We start from the raw sequence: 14,977 nt of genomic DNA, 5'->3' as shown, positions 1-14,977 counted from the left end.
TAACAACTGCCAGATTCGCCGGATGACGTTGCTCACGGGCGCGCGGGAGCGCGGGGTGCGGACCGGCGGAGTCGAGCTGTGCGTGGCCGAGCTGGGCGATCCGGACCGGCCGACGGTCGTGCTGGTGCACGGCTATCCCGACAGCAAGGAGGTCTGGTCGGAGGTCGCCGCGCGGCTCGCCGAGCGGTTCCACGTCGTGGCGTACGACGTCCGCGGCCACGGCCGGTCGACGGCGCCGCGGCCGCTGCGGGGCGGGTTCACGCTGGAGAAGCTGACGGACGACTTCCTGGCCGTCGCTGACGCGGTGAGTCCGGACCGGCCCGTGCACCTGGTGGGGCACGACTGGGGTTCGGTGCAGGGCTGGGAGTTCGCCACCGTCAAACGCACCGAGGGCCGCGTCGCCTCCTTCACGTCGATGTCCGGGCCGTCCCTCGACCACTTCGGCCACTGGCTCGCACGGCGCGTGAAGCGGCCCACCCCGCGCCGGGTCGGCCAGCTCCTCGGGCAGGGCGCCAGGTCCTGGTACGTCTATCTGCTGCACGCGCCCGTGCTGCCCGAGCTGGCCTGGCGCGGCCCGCTCGGCAAGCGCTGGCCCCGGGTCCTGGAGCGCGTCGAGAAAGTGCCCCCGGGCGACTACCCGACCTCGTCGCTGGCGTCGGACGCCGCCCACGGTGCCTGGCTGTACCGGGACAACGTACGGCCCCGGCTGCGCGAGCCCCGCCCGGACGCGTACGCCCACGTGCCCGTGCAGCTCGTCACGCCCCTGGGCGACCGGTTCCTGTCGGAGCGGCTCCACGACGACCTGGAGCAGTGGGTTCCGCAGCTGACCCGGAGGACGGTCCGGGCGGGGCACTGGATCCCCCGTACGCGTCCCGATCAGCTGGCCGCCTGGATCACGGAGTTCGTCACGTCCGTCGAGGACGACCGGCCCCGAGCGGCGGCGAGCGGCAGGCACGCCGAGCGGTTCGGCGGGCAGCTCGTGCTGGTCACCGGCGCGGGCAGCGGCATCGGGCGGGCGACGGCGCTCGCCTTCGCCGCGGCCGGGGCGCGCGTGGTCGCCGTCGACCGGGACGCGGAGGCGGCGGCCCGCACCGCCGAGTCCTCCCGTGCGGCGGGCGCGCCGGCGGCCTGGGCGGAGACCGCGGACGTCTCCGACGAACAGGCCATGGAGCGGCTCGCCGCGAAGGTCTGCGCCGAGTACGGCGTGGTGGACGTCCTCGTGAACAACGCCGGGATCGGACTGTCCGGCTCCTTCTTCGACACCACCCCGGAGGACTGGAAGAAGGTCCTCGACATCAACCTGTGGGGGGTGATCCACGGCTGCCGCCTCTTCGGCCGGCGGATGGCCGAGCGCGGGCAGGGCGGCCACATCGTCAACGTGGCGTCGGCGGCGGCCTACCAGCCGTCCCGGGCGCTGCCCGCGTACAGCACCTCCAAGGCGGCCGTGCTGATGCTCAGCGAGTGCCTGCGGGCGGAGCTCGCCGGGCAGGGGATCGGCGTGACGGCGGTCTGCCCCGGCTTCGTCAACACCGCCATCACCTCCACGGCGCACTTCGCCGGGGTGGACGCCGAGGAGGAGAAGCGGCTCCAGCGGCGCGCCGCCCGTATCTACGGGCTGCGCAACTATCCGCCGGAGAAGGTGGCCGGGGCGATCCTGCGGGCGGTGGCACGCGACGAGGCGGTGGTCCCGGTGACGCCGGAGGCGCGGGGCGCCCGGGTGCTGTCGCGGTTCGCGCCGGGGATCCTGCGGCGGATCGCGCGCGTGAAGCCGCCGGTCTGACGGCCCAAGACAGCGGAAAGGAAGGCCAGTTGTCCACAGAATCGCCAATTCCCCTGTGGATAACACCACTTGGCTGTGGACCAAACCTGCTGATCGAAACTCGATCGCGTGATTCGCGTCTCTCCCGCACCCTGGTGGCATGGACGAGCGACGCACCGTGAAGGTGTCGAAGTACCTTTCCAAGCACCTTCGCCATCAGCCGGAACGGATCGGGCTGGCGCTCGACGAGGGCGGCTGGGTCGAGATCGACACCCTGATCGCCGCGGCCGCCGCGCACGGCTTCCGCTTCACGCGCGACGAGCTGGACCATGTCGTCGCCGCCAACGACAAGCGGCGTTTCGCCGTCGAGGGCACACGGATCCGCGCCAGCCAGGGCCACAGCGTGGCGGTCGACCTCGGGCTGCCACCGGCGACCCCGCCCGCGCACCTCTACCACGGCACCGTCGCCCGCAACCTGGACGCGATCCGGGCCGAGGGGCTCCGGCCGATGAACCGGCATGCCGTGCACCTCTCACCCGACCGCGAGACGGCGACCCGCGTGGGTGCCCGGCGCGGCCGGCCGGTCGTGCTGGGGGTGGACGCGGCGGCCATGCACCGCGACGGCCACGTCTTCCACGTCAGCGCGAACGGGGTCTGGCTGACCCAGGCGGTGCCGCCGGAGTATCTGCGCTTTCCCGGTCCTCACTGACCTGCGCTTTCCCGGTCCTCACTGACCTACCGTCCGTGGAGCCCTGGGTGACCGAGGGTGACTGTTTCACGTGAAACAGGGGTGTCCCGCAGGGGTCCCTTAGGCTCGACGTCATGAGTCTGCGTCTGAGCACCGTGATCCTCCCCTACCGCCGCTGGCACGAAGGCGGCCGTGCGGCCTGGACGCGCGCCGAGCAGCTCGGCTTCCACACCGCGTACACGTACGACCACCTGTCCTGGCGCAGCTTCCGGGACGGCCCGTGGTTCGGCGCCGTGCCCACCCTCACGGCCGCCGCGACCGTCACCGACCGGCTCCGGCTGGGCACCCTGGTGACCTCGCCGAACTTCCGGCATCCGGTGACCCTCGCCAAGGAGCTGATCTCCCTCGACGACATCTCCGGCGGACGCGTCACGCTGGGTATCGGCGCGGGCGGCTCCGGCTTCGACGCCACCGCGCTCGGCCAGGAGCCGTGGACGCCGCGGGAGCGCGCCGACCGCTTCGGCGAATTCGTTCCGCTGCTCGACCGGCTGCTCAGCGAGAGCGCGGTGTCGTACGAGGGTGACTTCTACTCGGCCCATGAGGCGCGGAACATCCCCGGCTGTGTACAGCGCCCCCGGCTGCCGTTCGCGGTGGCCGCGACCGGGCCGCGCGGGATGCGGCTCGCCGCCCGGCACGGGCAGGCGTGGGTGACCACCGGCGACCCCAAGCTGTACGAGAACGGCACTGCTGAACAGTCGATTCAGGCCATTCGCGGGCAGGCGGAGAAGCTGGCCGACATCTGCGCCGAGGTCGGCCGGGACCTGACCGACCTCGACAAGGTCCTGCTCACCGGATTCACGCCGGAGCGCGTCGGCCCGCTGCAGTCCCTGGACGCCTTCGTCGACTTCGCCGGCCGGCACGCGGAACTGGGCTTCACCGAGCTGGTGATCCACTGGCCGATCCCCGACTCGGACTTCGCCGCGGACGAGAAGGTCTTCGAGCAGATCGCGATGGAGGCGCCGGCGCAGCTGCGCTGAGCACACCGGCTTCCGCAGCGGAGCGCCTGATGAGGACTCCCGCAGGCGGACCCGCTGGTGAGGACTTCCGCGGGCGGACCCGCTGGTGAGGACTCCCGCAGGCGGACCCACTGGTGAGAGCGGTATCCACTCACCTGTGCACGGCCCCGCACGCCCGTGCACGCATATGCGGGACAATGGCCGGGTGACCTCAGCGACCCGACAGCCCGAGACCGCCGCCCGGACCCTCCCGCCGCGGCTCATCGCCACCGACCTCGACGGCACCCTGCTGCGCGACGACAAGTCGGTGTCCCCGCGCACGGTCGCCGCACTGGCCGCCGCCGAGGAGGCGGGCATCGAGGTCTTCTTCGTCACCGGCCGCCCGGCCCGCTGGATGGACGTCGTCAGCGACCACGTGCACGGCCACGGCCTGGCGATCTGCGGCAACGGCGCCGCCGTGGTCGACCTGCACGGCGGCCCCGGCGCCCACCGATTCGTGAAGGTGCGGGAGCTGGCGCGGGAGAACGCGCTGGACGCCGTACGGCTGCTGCGCGAGGCGGCGCCCGGCACGGTGTACGCGGTGGAGCAGACGTACGGCTTCTACCAGGAGCCGGCGTACCCGAAGCTGCACATGGAGATACCCGACAGCCTCGCCCCGGCCGAGGAACTGCTCTCCGCCGACCATCCGGCGGCCGCGGAGCCGGTGCTGAAGATCCTCGCCTACCACCCCGAGATCGACCCCGACGCCTTCCTCACCCTGGCCCGGCTCGCGATCGGCGACCGCGCCAACGTGACCCGCTCCAGCCCCAGCGCCCTGCTGGAGATCAGCGGCCCCGGGGTGTCCAAGGCCAGCACGCTCGCCCTGTGCTGCGCCGAACGCGGCATCTCGCACGAGGAGGTCGTCGCCTTCGGTGACATGCCGAACGACGTGGAGATGCTGACCTGGGCGGGCCGGTCGTACGCGATGGGCAACGCCCACCCGGACGTGATCGCCGCCGCCTCCGGGCGGACGGTCGCGAACAACGACGACGGGGTGGCGGTCGTGATCGAGGAGCTGCTGACCGAGCTGCCCTAGCCGCCGGTCCGCCCCCGCCCCCGCCCCCGCCCCCGCCCCCAGGGTCAGAGCGACACCCCTCGCGCCGCCAGCCACGACACCGGGTTCACCGCCGAGCCCATCTCCGGCGTGACCCGGGTCTCGAAGTGCAGGTGCGGTCCCGTGGAGTTGCCCGTGGTGCCCGACTGACCGATCCACTGGCCGGGGCTCACATGCTCGCCCTGGTCGACCGCGACGGACGCGAGGTGGGCGTACTGCGTGTAGTAGCCGCCCGCGTGCTTGAGCACGATCTCGATGCCGAAGGGCCCGCCGCAGGACACCCTCACCACCCGGCCGACGCCCACGGCCCGCACCGGTGTGCCGATCGGCACCGCGAAGTCCTGCCCGGTGTGCCGGCTCGACCACCGCGCACCGCCGCTGCCGTAGGACGCCGACAGCTCGTACGTCTCCACGGGCGCGACCCAGTCGCTGGTGAACCCGGTCTCCGGCTGGTCCAGCCGGACGGCCCCGCGACACGCCCCGGCGGCGACGGCCGCGTCCGCCTCCCCCTGGAGCCGTGAGCGTGCCTCTTCGAGCTTCTGCTCGATGTCCGCCTTCAGGGCGGCGAGTTGGGTGTTCCGCGTCTCCAGGGCCTGCCACTCGGCGGCTGCCTTGGCCTCGTCCGCCGCCAGGCGTGCCTCGGCCCGGCGGTTCTTGGAGATCGCGTTGTTCAGGGCGAGATCCGCCTGCGAGAAGGCGTGCTGACCGCGCATCAGGTCCTCGGGGCTGTCGGCCAGGATCATCCGCGCGGCCACCGGCAGGCCACCGTTGGTGCGGTACTGGGCGCGGGCGATCCGTCCCAGGTCCTCGTGCAGGTCGGCGATGTGCCGCCGCTGGGCGTCCAGGAGTTCCTCCGCCCGCTGCGCCCTGGCCCGTTGTCCGTCGGCTTCCTTGCGGCCGGCCTCGTACTGCTGGGTCGCCACCGCGGCCTCCTCGTACAGCCGCACCACCTCGGCGCTGAGGCCGCTCGCGCCGCTGCCGCTCCCGGGTTCCTTCTCCACCGCCGTGGGCCGCGCCCCGAGGATGGCCAGCGCGCACAGCAGGACCGGAACAAGGAGCCACAGGCGGCGATGTGAGCGCATGTCAGTGATCGTCGCCCAGGGCCGCGGTCCCGGTCCTGTTCATGTCGTACGGCCGGGGGACCGACTGCTCCGAACGGCTCAGCGCGACGCCTGCCCCGGCCGGGACCTGCCCGGGGCCGGGGCCACGGGCCCAGCAGGCCCCGTACGCGTCAGGACGCTCCCACGAGGGACTCAGCCGCCGCCTCCCGCTCCGCCATGTCCCGCAGCGGCCCGTCCGCGGACACCAGCTCGGTGTACGGCCCGCGCTGCACGACCCGTCCACGATCCAGCACGAGCACCTCGTCCACCGCCTCCAGGCCCGCCAGCCGGTGCGTGATGAGCAGCGTCGTACGCCCCTCCGTGGCGGCCAGCAGGTCGGCGGTGAGCGCGTCGGCGGTCGGCAGGTCCAGGTGCTCGGCGGGCTCGTCCAACACCAGGACGGGGAAATCGGCGAGCAGGGCGCGGGCCAGTGCCAGCCGCTGCCGCTGCCCTCCGGACAACCGCGCCCCGTGCTCGCCGACGAGCGTGTCGAGCCCGTCGGGCAGACTGTCGGCCCACTCCAGCAGCCGGGCCCGGCCCAGCGCGGCGCGCAGTTCGTCCTCGCCGGCGTCCTTCCGGGCGAGTAGCAGGTTCTCCCGCAGTGAGCTGTCGAAGAGGTGCGCGTCCTGCGCGCACAGTCCGACGAGCCCGCGGACGTCGTCGCCGAGCAGGGCGCGGGCGTCCACGCCGGCGAGCGTGTAGGACCCCTCCTCCGCGTCGAGGAAACGCAACAGCACCTGCGCCAGCGTCGTCTTGCCGGAGCCGGAGGGTCCGACCACGGCGATCCGGCGGCCCTCCTCCAGGGTCAGATCGAGGCCGGCGAGCGCGGGCCGCTCCTGCCCCGCGTACCGCGCGGCCAGCCCCCTGACCTGGAGCGGGAACGGCGAGGCAGGTGCCTGCCGGGGCCGCTCCGGCTCCCCCACGGGCTCCGGGGCGTCCAGCACCTCGTACACCCGCTCGGCGCTGCGGCGCACCCGCTGCCGGTACTGCACGGCCAGCGGAAGCCCGAGTACGGCCTCGAAGGCGGCCAGCGGGGTGAGGACGACCACGGCCATGGTGACACCGTCCAGCCTCCCCGCGGCGACCGCCTGCGCGCCGAGCAGGGCGGCTGCCGTGACCGTCAGGCCGGAGACCAGCGCGGTGAGCCCGTCGCCGAGGGCCGTGGCGGTGGCGGCGCGCGAGGCGATCCGGGTGAGCGCCCCGTCGGCCTCACGCGCCTGGGCGGTCCGGGCCGACAGGGCACCGGCGACGGTCAGCTCCGCGGTGCCGGTGAGCAGATCGGCCACCCGCGTCGCCAGCACCCCGCGGGCGGGCGCCAGGCGGTGCTCGGCCCGCCGGGCGACGGCACCGGTGACCAGCGGCACGCCCACACCGGCGGCCAGCAGCCCGGCCGCGAGCACGGCGCCGGCCTCGGGCAGCAGCCACGCCGTGAAGCCGACGGACGCGGCCGACACGACGACGGCCGCCCCGGCCGGCAGCAGCCACCGCAGCCAGTAGTCCTGCAGCGCGTCCACGTCCGCGACCAGCCGGGAGAGCAGATCGCCCCGGCGGGCCTCACGCAGTCCGGCGGGCGCCAGCCGCTCCAGCCTGCGGAACACCGCGACCCTGGTGTCCGCCAGCATGCGCAGCACGGCGTCGTGCGAGACCAGCCGCTCGGCATACCGGAACACGGCCCGCCCGATGCCGAAGGCCCGCGTCGCCGTCACGGCCACCATCAGGTACAGCACGGGCGGCTGCTGCGAGGCACGCGAGATCAGCCACCCCGAGGTGGCCATGAGCCCCACGGCGCTCCCGAGCGCGAGACTCCCCAGCAGCAGCGCGAGTCCGAGCCGCCCGCGCCGGGCACCGGACAGGGCACGGACGCGCGCGAGGACACCGCCGGGAGCGGGCTTGGCTCCAGGCGTGGCCGGCGCGACAGGCGTGGCCGGCGCGGCCGGTACGGATGGCGTGGCCGACGCAGTCGGCACGTCCGGCATAGGCAGCTCGGCCTCGGCGGCACGCGCTTCACGATGCGCGGCAGGAACCGACGACACCGCGGCGACCTCGGGCTGCTCCAGCCGCACCACACGGTCCGCCACGCCCAGCAACGCCGGACGGTGCACCACCAGCAGCACCGTCCGCCCTGCCGCCAGCCGCCGCACCGCCGCCACGACCTCGGCCTCGGTGGCCCCGTCCAGCGCCGCCGTGGGCTCGTCGAGCAGCAGCACGGGCCGGTCCGCGAGGAACGCCCGCGCCAGCGCGAGCCGCTGCCGCTGCCCGGCGGACAGCCCGGTCCCGTCCTCGCCGAGCCGGGTGCCGAGACCCTCGGGCAGCGCGTCCACGAACTCCAGCGCCCCGGCGTCCCGCAGCGCCCGCCGGACGGCCTCCTCGTCGGCGTCGGGCCGGGCCAGCCGTACGTTCTCGGCGATCGTCCCGGCGAACAGATGCGGCCGCTGCGGCACCCACGCCACGCGGGACCGCCACTGCTCCAGGTCCGCCTCGGCGAGGTCGACTCCCCCGACCCGTACCCGCCCCTCTGCCGCGGGCACGAACCCGAGCAGCACATGCAGCAGCGTCGACTTGCCCGCCCCGCTCGGGCCGACCAGCGCGACCGTCTCCCCGGGCTCGACGGTGAAGGACACCTCGGAGACGGCGTCCGCCGACCGCCCCGGATACCGGACGGTCACGCCCTCGAAGGACAGCGCCCCTTCCGGAAGCGCCTCGGAACCGGATGCCGGAACGGGCGTCTCCAGGACGGCGAAGATCTCCTCGGCCGCGGCGAGCCCCTCCGCCGCCGCGTGGTACTGCGCCCCGACCTGCCGCAACGGCAGATAGGCCTCGGGCGCCAGGATCAGGATGACCAGGCCGATGTACAGGTCCATCTCGCCGTGCACCAGCCGCATGCCGATCGTCACGGCGACCAGCGCGACCGAGATCGTCGCGAGCAGCTCCAGCGCGAACGAGGAGATGAAGGCGATCCGCAGCGTCCGCATGGTCGCCCGCCGGTACTCGCCGGTGATCCGCCGGATCGACTCGGCCTGGGCCTTGGCCCGCCCGAACACCTTCAGCGTCGGCAGCCCTGCGACGACGTCCAGGAAGTGCCCGGACAGCCGCGACAGCAGCCGCCACTGACGGTCCATCCGGGACTGGGTCGCCCAGCCGATCAGCACCATGAAGACCGGGATCAGGGGCAGGGTGCCCACGATGATGGCCGCGGAGACCCAGTCCTCCGTGACGATCCGCGCCAGCACCGCCACCGGCACCACCACCGCGAGGCCCAGCTGCGGCAGGTACCGCGAGAAGTAGTCGTCGAGGGCGTCCACACCCCGGGTGGCCAGGGCGACCAGCGAGCCGGTCCGCTGCCCGCTCAGCCACCCGGGGCCCAGCCGAGCGGACCGCTCCAGCAACCGCCCCCGCAACTCCGACTTCACCGCCGCACTCGCCCGGTGTGCGGCGAGCTCGGTGAGCCAGCCGACCAGCGCCCGCCCGACCGCGACGACGGCCAACAGCAGCAGGGGAGTGACGAGTTCCGACACCGTCATACGGTGCTGGAACGCGCCGACCACGATCTCGGCGATGAGCATCGCCTGGGCGATGACTAGCCCCGCCCCGACGGCCCCCAAGGCGACGACCGCCACCAGGAAACCCCGGGTGGCACGGGCGTACCGGAGCAGACGCGGATCGATTGGTTTCACGTGAAACACACCTCAGTGCACGGGATCGGCGATGTGCTGCGTGCCGATCCGCTTGCGGAACACCCAGTACGTCCAGCCCTGGTAGACCATCACCACCGGAGTGGCGATCGCCGCACACCACGTCATGATCTTCAGCGTGTACGGGCTGGACGAGGCGTTGGTGACGGTCAGGCTCCAGTCGGAGTTCAGCGTGGACGGCATGACGTTCGGGAACAGCGTCAGGAAGAGCACCGCCACCGTGGCCACGATGGTGAGCCCCGAGAGGGCGAACGCCCAGCCCTCACGTCCCGCCCGGGCCGCGACCAGCGCCATGACGAGCGACACCACGGCCGCGACGGCCGCGACGAGCGACACCCCGTCACCCCGGTCGGACTGCGTCCACCCCAGGAAGGCGAGGGCCAGCAGGGCGGTCACCAGCCCGACGCGCAGCGCCAGCGTCCGCGCGCGCTCCCGGATCTCCCCGACGGTCTTGAGGCCGACGAACACCGTCCCGTGGAAGGTGAACAGCGCCAGCGTGACCAGGCCCCCCAGGAGGGCGTACGGGTTGAGCAGGTCCAGGACGCCGCCGGTGTAGTTGAAGTCCTGGTCGATCTTCACGCCCCGCACGATGTTGCCGAAGGCCACACCCCACAGGAACGCGGGGGTCAGCGAGGTCCAGAAGATCGCCGTCTCCCAGTTGCGCTGCCAGTTCTCCTCGGGTCGCTTGGCCCGGTACTCGAAGGCGACGCCCCGGACGATGAGGCAGACCAGGATGACCAGCAGGGGGAGGTAGAAGCCGGAGAAGAGCGTGGCGTACCACTCGGGGAAGGCGGCGAAGGTCGCGCCGCCCGCCGACAGCAGCCACACCTCGTTGCCGTCCCAGACGGGTCCGATGGTGTTGATCAGCACCCGCTTCTCGGGCCGGTTCCGGGCGAGCAGCTTCGTGAGCACACCGACTCCGAAGTCGAAGCCCTCCAGGAAGAAGTAGCCGGTCCACAGGACGGCGATCAGGACGAACCAGACGTCGTGCAGTTCCATGACTGTGCAGCTCCCTCGGCCTAGTACGAGAAGGCCATCGGCTTGTCGGCGTCACGGGAGTCGCCGCCGATCTTCGTGGGCGGGTTGAGGTCGGCCTCGGTGAGCTCGGGCGGGCCCGCCTTGACGTACTTGACCAGCAGCTTGACCTCGACGACGGCGAGGATCGCGTACAGCGTGGTGAAGACGATCATCGAGGTGAGGACCTCGGCCTGGGAGACACCGGGGGAGACCGCGTCCCGGGTCTGGAACAGGCCGTAGACGACCCACGGCTGGCGGCCCATCTCGGTGAAGATCCAGCCCCAGGAGTTGGCGATCAGCGGGAAGGCCATCGTCCAGACCGCCACCAGCCAGTACAGGCGGGTGAGCCGTGGCCGGAGCGGCTTGCGGAACAGGACCAGATGCGGCACCTCGTCGTCCCCGGTCCGGAAGGCCGCCGGCAGCAGGAACTTCTTCCGGGTGAGCCACAGTCCCAGCAGGCCGATCGAGAACGACGCCATGCCGAAGCCGATCATCCAGCGGAAGCCCCAGTAGGCGACGGGGACGATGGGCTTGTAGTCACCGGGGCCGAACTTCTCCTGGAGCGCCTTGTTGGTGTCGTTGATGCCCGGCACGTACGACTCGAAGTCGCTGTGGGCCAGGAAGGACAGCAGACCGGGGATCTCCAGGGCGACCTTGTTGTGGCCCTTGTCGACGTCGCCGTAGGCGAACACCGAGAAGGGCGCCGGCTTCTCGCCGTCCCACAGTGCCTCGGCAGCGGCCATCTTCATCGGCTGCTGCTCGTACATGACCTTGCCGAGGGTGTCGCCGCTGACCGCGGTGAGGAGGCCGCCGACGGCGACGGTGACCAGGCCGAGCCGGAGCGAGGTGCGCATCACCGGGATGTGCTTCCTGCGCAGCAGGTGGAAGGCGGCGATGCCCACCATGAAGGCGCCGCCCGTCAGGAACGCCGCCGAGAAGCTGTGGAAGACCTGGTTGAGCGTGGTGTTCTGGGTCAGCACCAGCCAGAAGTCGGTGAGCTCGGCCCGGCCCTTCTCGCCGTTGATCCGGTAGCCGACCGGGTGCTGCATCCACGAGTTCGCGGCGAGGATGAAGTACGCCGACAGCAGCGTGCCGATCGAGACCATCCAGATGCAGGCCAGGTGGATCTTCTTGGGCAGCTTGTCCCAGCCGAAGATCCACAGCCCGATGAAGGTGGACTCGAAGAAGAAGGCGATCAAGGCCTCGAAGGCGAGCGGCGCACCGAAGACGTCCCCGACGAAGCGCGAGTAGTCGGACCAGTTCATGCCGAACTGGAACTCCTGCACGATGCCGGTGACCACGCCCATCGCGATGTTGATCAGGAAGAGCTTGCCCCAGAACTTCGTCGCCCGGAGGTACTTCTCCTTCTCCGTCCGCACCCAGGCGGTCTGCAGCCCGGCCGTGAGAGCGGCCAGCGAGATCGTCAGGGGGACGAACAGAAAGTGGTAGACGGTGGTGATGCCGAACTGCCATCGCGCCAGGGTCTCCGGCGCCAAAGCCAGGTCCACGTCGCCGCTCCTTACATACGCTTGTGAAAGCGTTCACATTCACAAGCCATTATGCAGCACGCACTTTCGAGCCCGGGAGGGGGTCCCCCTGTGACGTCAACCCCTTGGCGCGAACTTCAACACCTTGTTGAAGGGGCGGCCTGGAGAGGGGGAGTTTCACGTGAAACCGGCGCACTGCGAGCAACGCCGAGCCCGCGCCACGTGCGCAACGCTGCCCTGATACGCGCGACGCCGCCCCGATGTATGCGGTGCCGCCCTGATATGTGTGGCACCGCCCCGATACGCGTCGAGCCGGTCGCCGACTGAGCGGCGACCGGCTCGCACCACGGCTTCCGGGGCTTCAGAGGTCCTCGCGAGCTTCAGAGGTCCTTGCGGAACCCTTCCGCCACCTTGAGGAAGATGTCGTTCCCCTCGGCCTCCCCGACCGTCACCCGCACACCCTCACCAGGGAACGGCCGGATCACCACACCCGCCTGCTCACACGCCTCCGCGAACGCGACCGTGCGCTCCCCCAGCCGCAGCCACACGAAGTTGGCCTGGGTCTCGGGCACCGTCCAGCCCTGGGCCCGCAGCCCGTCGACGACGCGCGTGCGCTCGCACACCAGCGAGCCGACCCGGCCGAACAGCTCGTCCTCGGCCCGCAGCGAGGCGATCGCCGCCTCCTGCGCGAGCTGGCTCACCCCGAACGGCACCGCCGTCTTGCGCAGCGCCGCCGCCACCGGCTCGTGGGCGATGGCGAACCCGACCCGCAGCCCGGCCAGGCCGTACGCCTTGGAGAAGGTCCGCAGGACGCAGACGTTGGGCCGGTCCCGGTAGAGCTCGACGCCGTCCGGCACCTCGGGGTCGCGGATGAACTCGCGGTAGGCCTCGTCGAGCACCACCAGCACATCACCCGGCACCCGGTCGAGGAAGCGCTCCAGCTCCGCCCGCCGCACCACCGTGCCGGTCGGGTTGTTGGGGTTGCAGACGAAGATCAGCCGCGTCCGGTCGGTGATCGCCTCCGCCATCGCGTCGAGGTCGTGCACGTCACCGGAGGTCAGCGGCACCTGCACCGATTTCGCTCCGCTGATCTGCGTGATGATCGGGTACGCCTCGAAGGACCGCCAGGCGTAGATCACCTCGTCGCCGGGACCGGCGGTGGCCTGGATGAGCTGCTGGGCGACACCGACCGACCCGGTGCCGGTGGCCAGGTGGGACAGCGGAACGCCGAACCGCTCGGACAGCTCGTTCATCAGCGCCGTGCAGGCCATGTCCGGGTAGCGGTTGAAGTTGCACGCCGCCGCCGTCACGGTCTCCATCACACCCGGGAGCGGCGGGTAGGGGTTCTCGTTGGAGGACAGCTTGTAGGCCACCGGCCCACCGGCCGCGGCCGGCCTGCCCGGCTTGTAGGTGGGGATACCCTCCAGCTCGGCGCGCAGCTTGGGGCTCGTCTCGCTCACCGCAGTCCTCCTCGCGAAGACCGGCGGCCCATGACCGCCGCCGACATCCAATACTCCTCACCTTATGAGGATTCGGCGCCGCTGCGTATAGCCACGACAGAGCGACGCCCGCCGACCTCCGGCGCCCCGCCAACATCACGGGCATCACCGTACGAAGGCGTACGAATTCGGGGGCGCGCCGCACATATATCTATGCGCCGGTGGTGCACGCCGTGGCGCGCATCCCCCGTGCAGGTGAGTTGAGACCTCTTCGCAACCTCGGCCCCACGGCAGGCCCGTGCGGGCCGCTACACCACGTCCTGCCATGGGAACGCTCAACGTCCTTGGTTTCCATGGCAATTGAGGGTTAATGATCATGCAGAAACGTGCCTGTCAATGCGCGCATATGCGTCCGCACTACCCCGCCGCATGAGCCCTACTATCGGCTCGCCATGACAGCAGCAGGGAAGCACCAGGTGAGCCGCGCGGAAACCTCACGTCGAGGCAGTCGGCCGGGTCGGGCGGGTATCAGAGACGTGGCCGCCGCCGCCGGAGTCTCCATCACGACCGTCTCCGATGCCCTCAACGGCAAGGGCAGGCTCCCGGACGCCACCCGGCGCCACGTCCGCGAGGTCGCCGACCGGCTGGGCTACCGGCCCTCGGCCGCCGCCCGGACCCTCCGTACCGGCAAGTCGGGACTCATCGGCCTGACCGTGACGACGTACGGGGATGAACCTTTCACCTTCACCGAGTTCGCGTACTTCGCCGAGATGGCGCGCGCCGCCACCTCCGCCGCGCTCGCCCGCGGCTACGCCCTCGTCATCCTGCCCGCGACCTCCCGCCACGACGTGTGGTCCAACGTCGCCCTGGACGGCACGGTCGTCATCGACCCCTCCGACCAGGACCCGGTCGTCAGCGAGCTGGTCCGGCAGGGCCTCCCGGTCGTCTCCGACGGCCGCCCGGCCGGCTCACTGCCGGTCACGGCCTGGGTCGACAACGACCACGAGGCCGCCGTCCTCGGCATCCTCGACCACCTCGCCGACGCCGGCGCCCGCCGCATCGGCCTGCTCACCGGCACCACGACCGACACGTACACCCACCTGTCGACCACCGCCTACCTGCGCTGGTGCGAGCGGGTCGGCCAGGACCCGGTGTACGAGGCCTACCCGGCGCACGATCCGTGCGCGGGCGCCGTCGCCGCCGACCGCCTCCTCGCCCGGCCCGACCGGCCCGACGCGGTCTACGGCCTGTTCGACCCGAACGGCACCGACCTGCTCGCCGCCGCCCGCCGCTACGGGCTGCGCGTACCGGACGACCTGCTGCTGGTCTGCTGCAGCGAGTCCACCGTGTACGCCAACACCGAGCCGCCGATCACCACGCTCTCGCTGAAACCGCGCCGCATCGGCACGGCGGTGGTGCAGCTCCTCATCGACGCCATCGAGGGTGTGGAATCCGACCATCCGGTCGAGCAGGTGATACCGACGGAGCTGATCGTGCGCACGTCCTCGCAGCGACGCCCGCCGCGCACGACGGTCAGCCCGCCGCGGTCCCCCGAGGGGGCATAGATCCGGCCCGGGTACGCCCGCTGACCGGTCGGGGGAAGGTCACGCTCCTGGGGAGAAACGGGGCCGGTCCCCCGAAGAGAAGGGATCGTTCTCGCGAAGAGAAGGAAAGCGAGGACGGTCA

General features: G+C 71.8%; 10 protein-coding genes. 5 read left to right on the top strand and 5 right to left on the bottom strand.

From position 1 onward, the window contains the following. Positions 1-22: 22 nt before the first annotated feature. The 4 genes from ABZ948_RS21865 (at position 23) to ABZ948_RS21850 (ending at position 4,538) form a co-directional block, all read left to right on the top strand. Positions 23-1,780 carry an SDR family oxidoreductase gene (locus ABZ948_RS21865; protein ID WP_359761945.1) on the top strand — a complete coding sequence of 586 codons (1,758 nt, stop codon included), beginning with the start codon at positions 23-25 and terminating at the stop codon, positions 1,778-1,780. 139 nt (positions 1,781-1,919) lie between these two features. Beyond that, positions 1,920-2,468: an RNA 2'-phosphotransferase gene (locus ABZ948_RS21860; protein WP_359761943.1), complete on the top strand. Its 549-nt coding sequence runs from the start codon at positions 1,920-1,922 to the stop codon at positions 2,466-2,468. A gap of 113 nt (positions 2,469-2,581) precedes the next feature. Then, complete coding sequence (locus tag ABZ948_RS21855) at positions 2,582-3,484, top strand: LLM class flavin-dependent oxidoreductase (protein WP_359761941.1); 903 nt, start codon at positions 2,582-2,584, stop codon at positions 3,482-3,484. 166 nt (positions 3,485-3,650) lie between these two features. After that, positions 3,651-4,538, top strand: a complete 888-nt coding sequence (locus tag ABZ948_RS21850; protein ID WP_359761939.1) for a Cof-type HAD-IIB family hydrolase — start codon at positions 3,651-3,653, stop codon at positions 4,536-4,538. A 44-nt stretch (positions 4,539-4,582) separates the two neighbouring features. On the opposite strand, the gene ABZ948_RS21845 is transcribed toward ABZ948_RS21850, so the two are convergent. The 5 genes from ABZ948_RS21845 to hisC all read right to left on the bottom strand — a co-directional run bounded on the left by ABZ948_RS21845 (position 4,583) and on the right by hisC (position 13,312). Further along, positions 4,583-5,638 carry a M23 family metallopeptidase gene (locus ABZ948_RS21845; protein WP_359761938.1) on the bottom strand — a complete coding sequence of 352 codons (1,056 nt, stop codon included), beginning with the start codon at positions 5,636-5,638 and terminating at the stop codon, positions 4,583-4,585. A 149-nt stretch (positions 5,639-5,787) separates the two neighbouring features. Next, on the bottom strand, positions 5,788-9,330 hold the full coding sequence (gene cydD / locus ABZ948_RS21840) for a thiol reductant ABC exporter subunit CydD (RefSeq protein WP_359761936.1): 3,543 nt from the start codon (positions 9,328-9,330) through the stop codon (positions 5,788-5,790). 12 nt (positions 9,331-9,342) lie between these two features. Further along, positions 9,343-10,347: a cytochrome d ubiquinol oxidase subunit II gene (gene cydB / locus ABZ948_RS21835; RefSeq protein WP_359761934.1), complete on the bottom strand. Its 1,005-nt coding sequence runs from the start codon at positions 10,345-10,347 to the stop codon at positions 9,343-9,345. A gap of 20 nt (positions 10,348-10,367) precedes the next feature. Next, on the bottom strand, positions 10,368-11,873 hold the full coding sequence (locus tag ABZ948_RS21830; RefSeq protein WP_359761932.1) for a cytochrome ubiquinol oxidase subunit I: 1,506 nt from the start codon (positions 11,871-11,873) through the stop codon (positions 10,368-10,370). A gap of 359 nt (positions 11,874-12,232) precedes the next feature. Continuing rightward, a complete protein-coding gene (hisC, locus tag ABZ948_RS21825; protein ID WP_359761931.1) occupies positions 12,233-13,312 on the bottom strand; it encodes a histidinol-phosphate transaminase in 1,080 nt (359 codons plus the stop codon). A 431-nt stretch (positions 13,313-13,743) separates the two neighbouring features. On the opposite strand from hisC, the gene ABZ948_RS21820 reads away from it, so the two are divergent. Beyond that, the gene (locus ABZ948_RS21820; RefSeq protein WP_078650726.1) at positions 13,744-14,856 is read left to right on the top strand and encodes a LacI family DNA-binding transcriptional regulator; all 1,113 of its coding nucleotides are present in this window, start codon (positions 13,744-13,746) and stop codon (positions 14,854-14,856) included. The last annotated feature ends 121 nt before the right edge of the window (positions 14,857-14,977 follow it).

It is taken from the genome of Streptomyces olindensis, assembly GCF_040645895.1.
In the GTDB taxonomy this organism is placed as follows: Bacteria; Actinomycetota; Actinomycetes; order Streptomycetales; family Streptomycetaceae; genus Streptomyces; species Streptomyces olindensis.
This window is presented reverse-complemented; position numbering and strand designations above follow the sequence as displayed.

Bases quoted from the DNA above. Each gene is read 5' to 3' on its own strand.
- ABZ948_RS21860 (WP_359761943.1), top strand. From the start codon at position 1,920: ATGGACGAGCGACGCACCGTGAAGGTGTCGAAGTACCTTTCCAAGCAC.
- ABZ948_RS21855 (WP_359761941.1), top strand. From the start codon at position 2,582: ATGAGTCTGCGTCTGAGCACCGTGATCCTCCCCTACCGCCGCTGGCAC.
- ABZ948_RS21820 (WP_078650726.1), top strand. From the start codon at position 13,744: ATGACAGCAGCAGGGAAGCACCAGGTGAGCCGCGCGGAAACCTCACGT.
- ABZ948_RS21850 (WP_359761939.1), top strand. From the start codon at position 3,651: ATGCGGGACAATGGCCGGGTGACCTCAGCGACCCGACAGCCCGAGACC.
- ABZ948_RS21845 (WP_359761938.1), bottom strand. From the start codon at position 5,638: ATGCGCTCACATCGCCGCCTGTGGCTCCTTGTTCCGGTCCTGCTGTGC.
- ABZ948_RS21865 (WP_359761945.1), top strand. From the start codon at position 23: ATGACGTTGCTCACGGGCGCGCGGGAGCGCGGGGTGCGGACCGGCGGA.
- cydB (WP_359761934.1), bottom strand. From the start codon at position 10,347: ATGGAACTGCACGACGTCTGGTTCGTCCTGATCGCCGTCCTGTGGACC.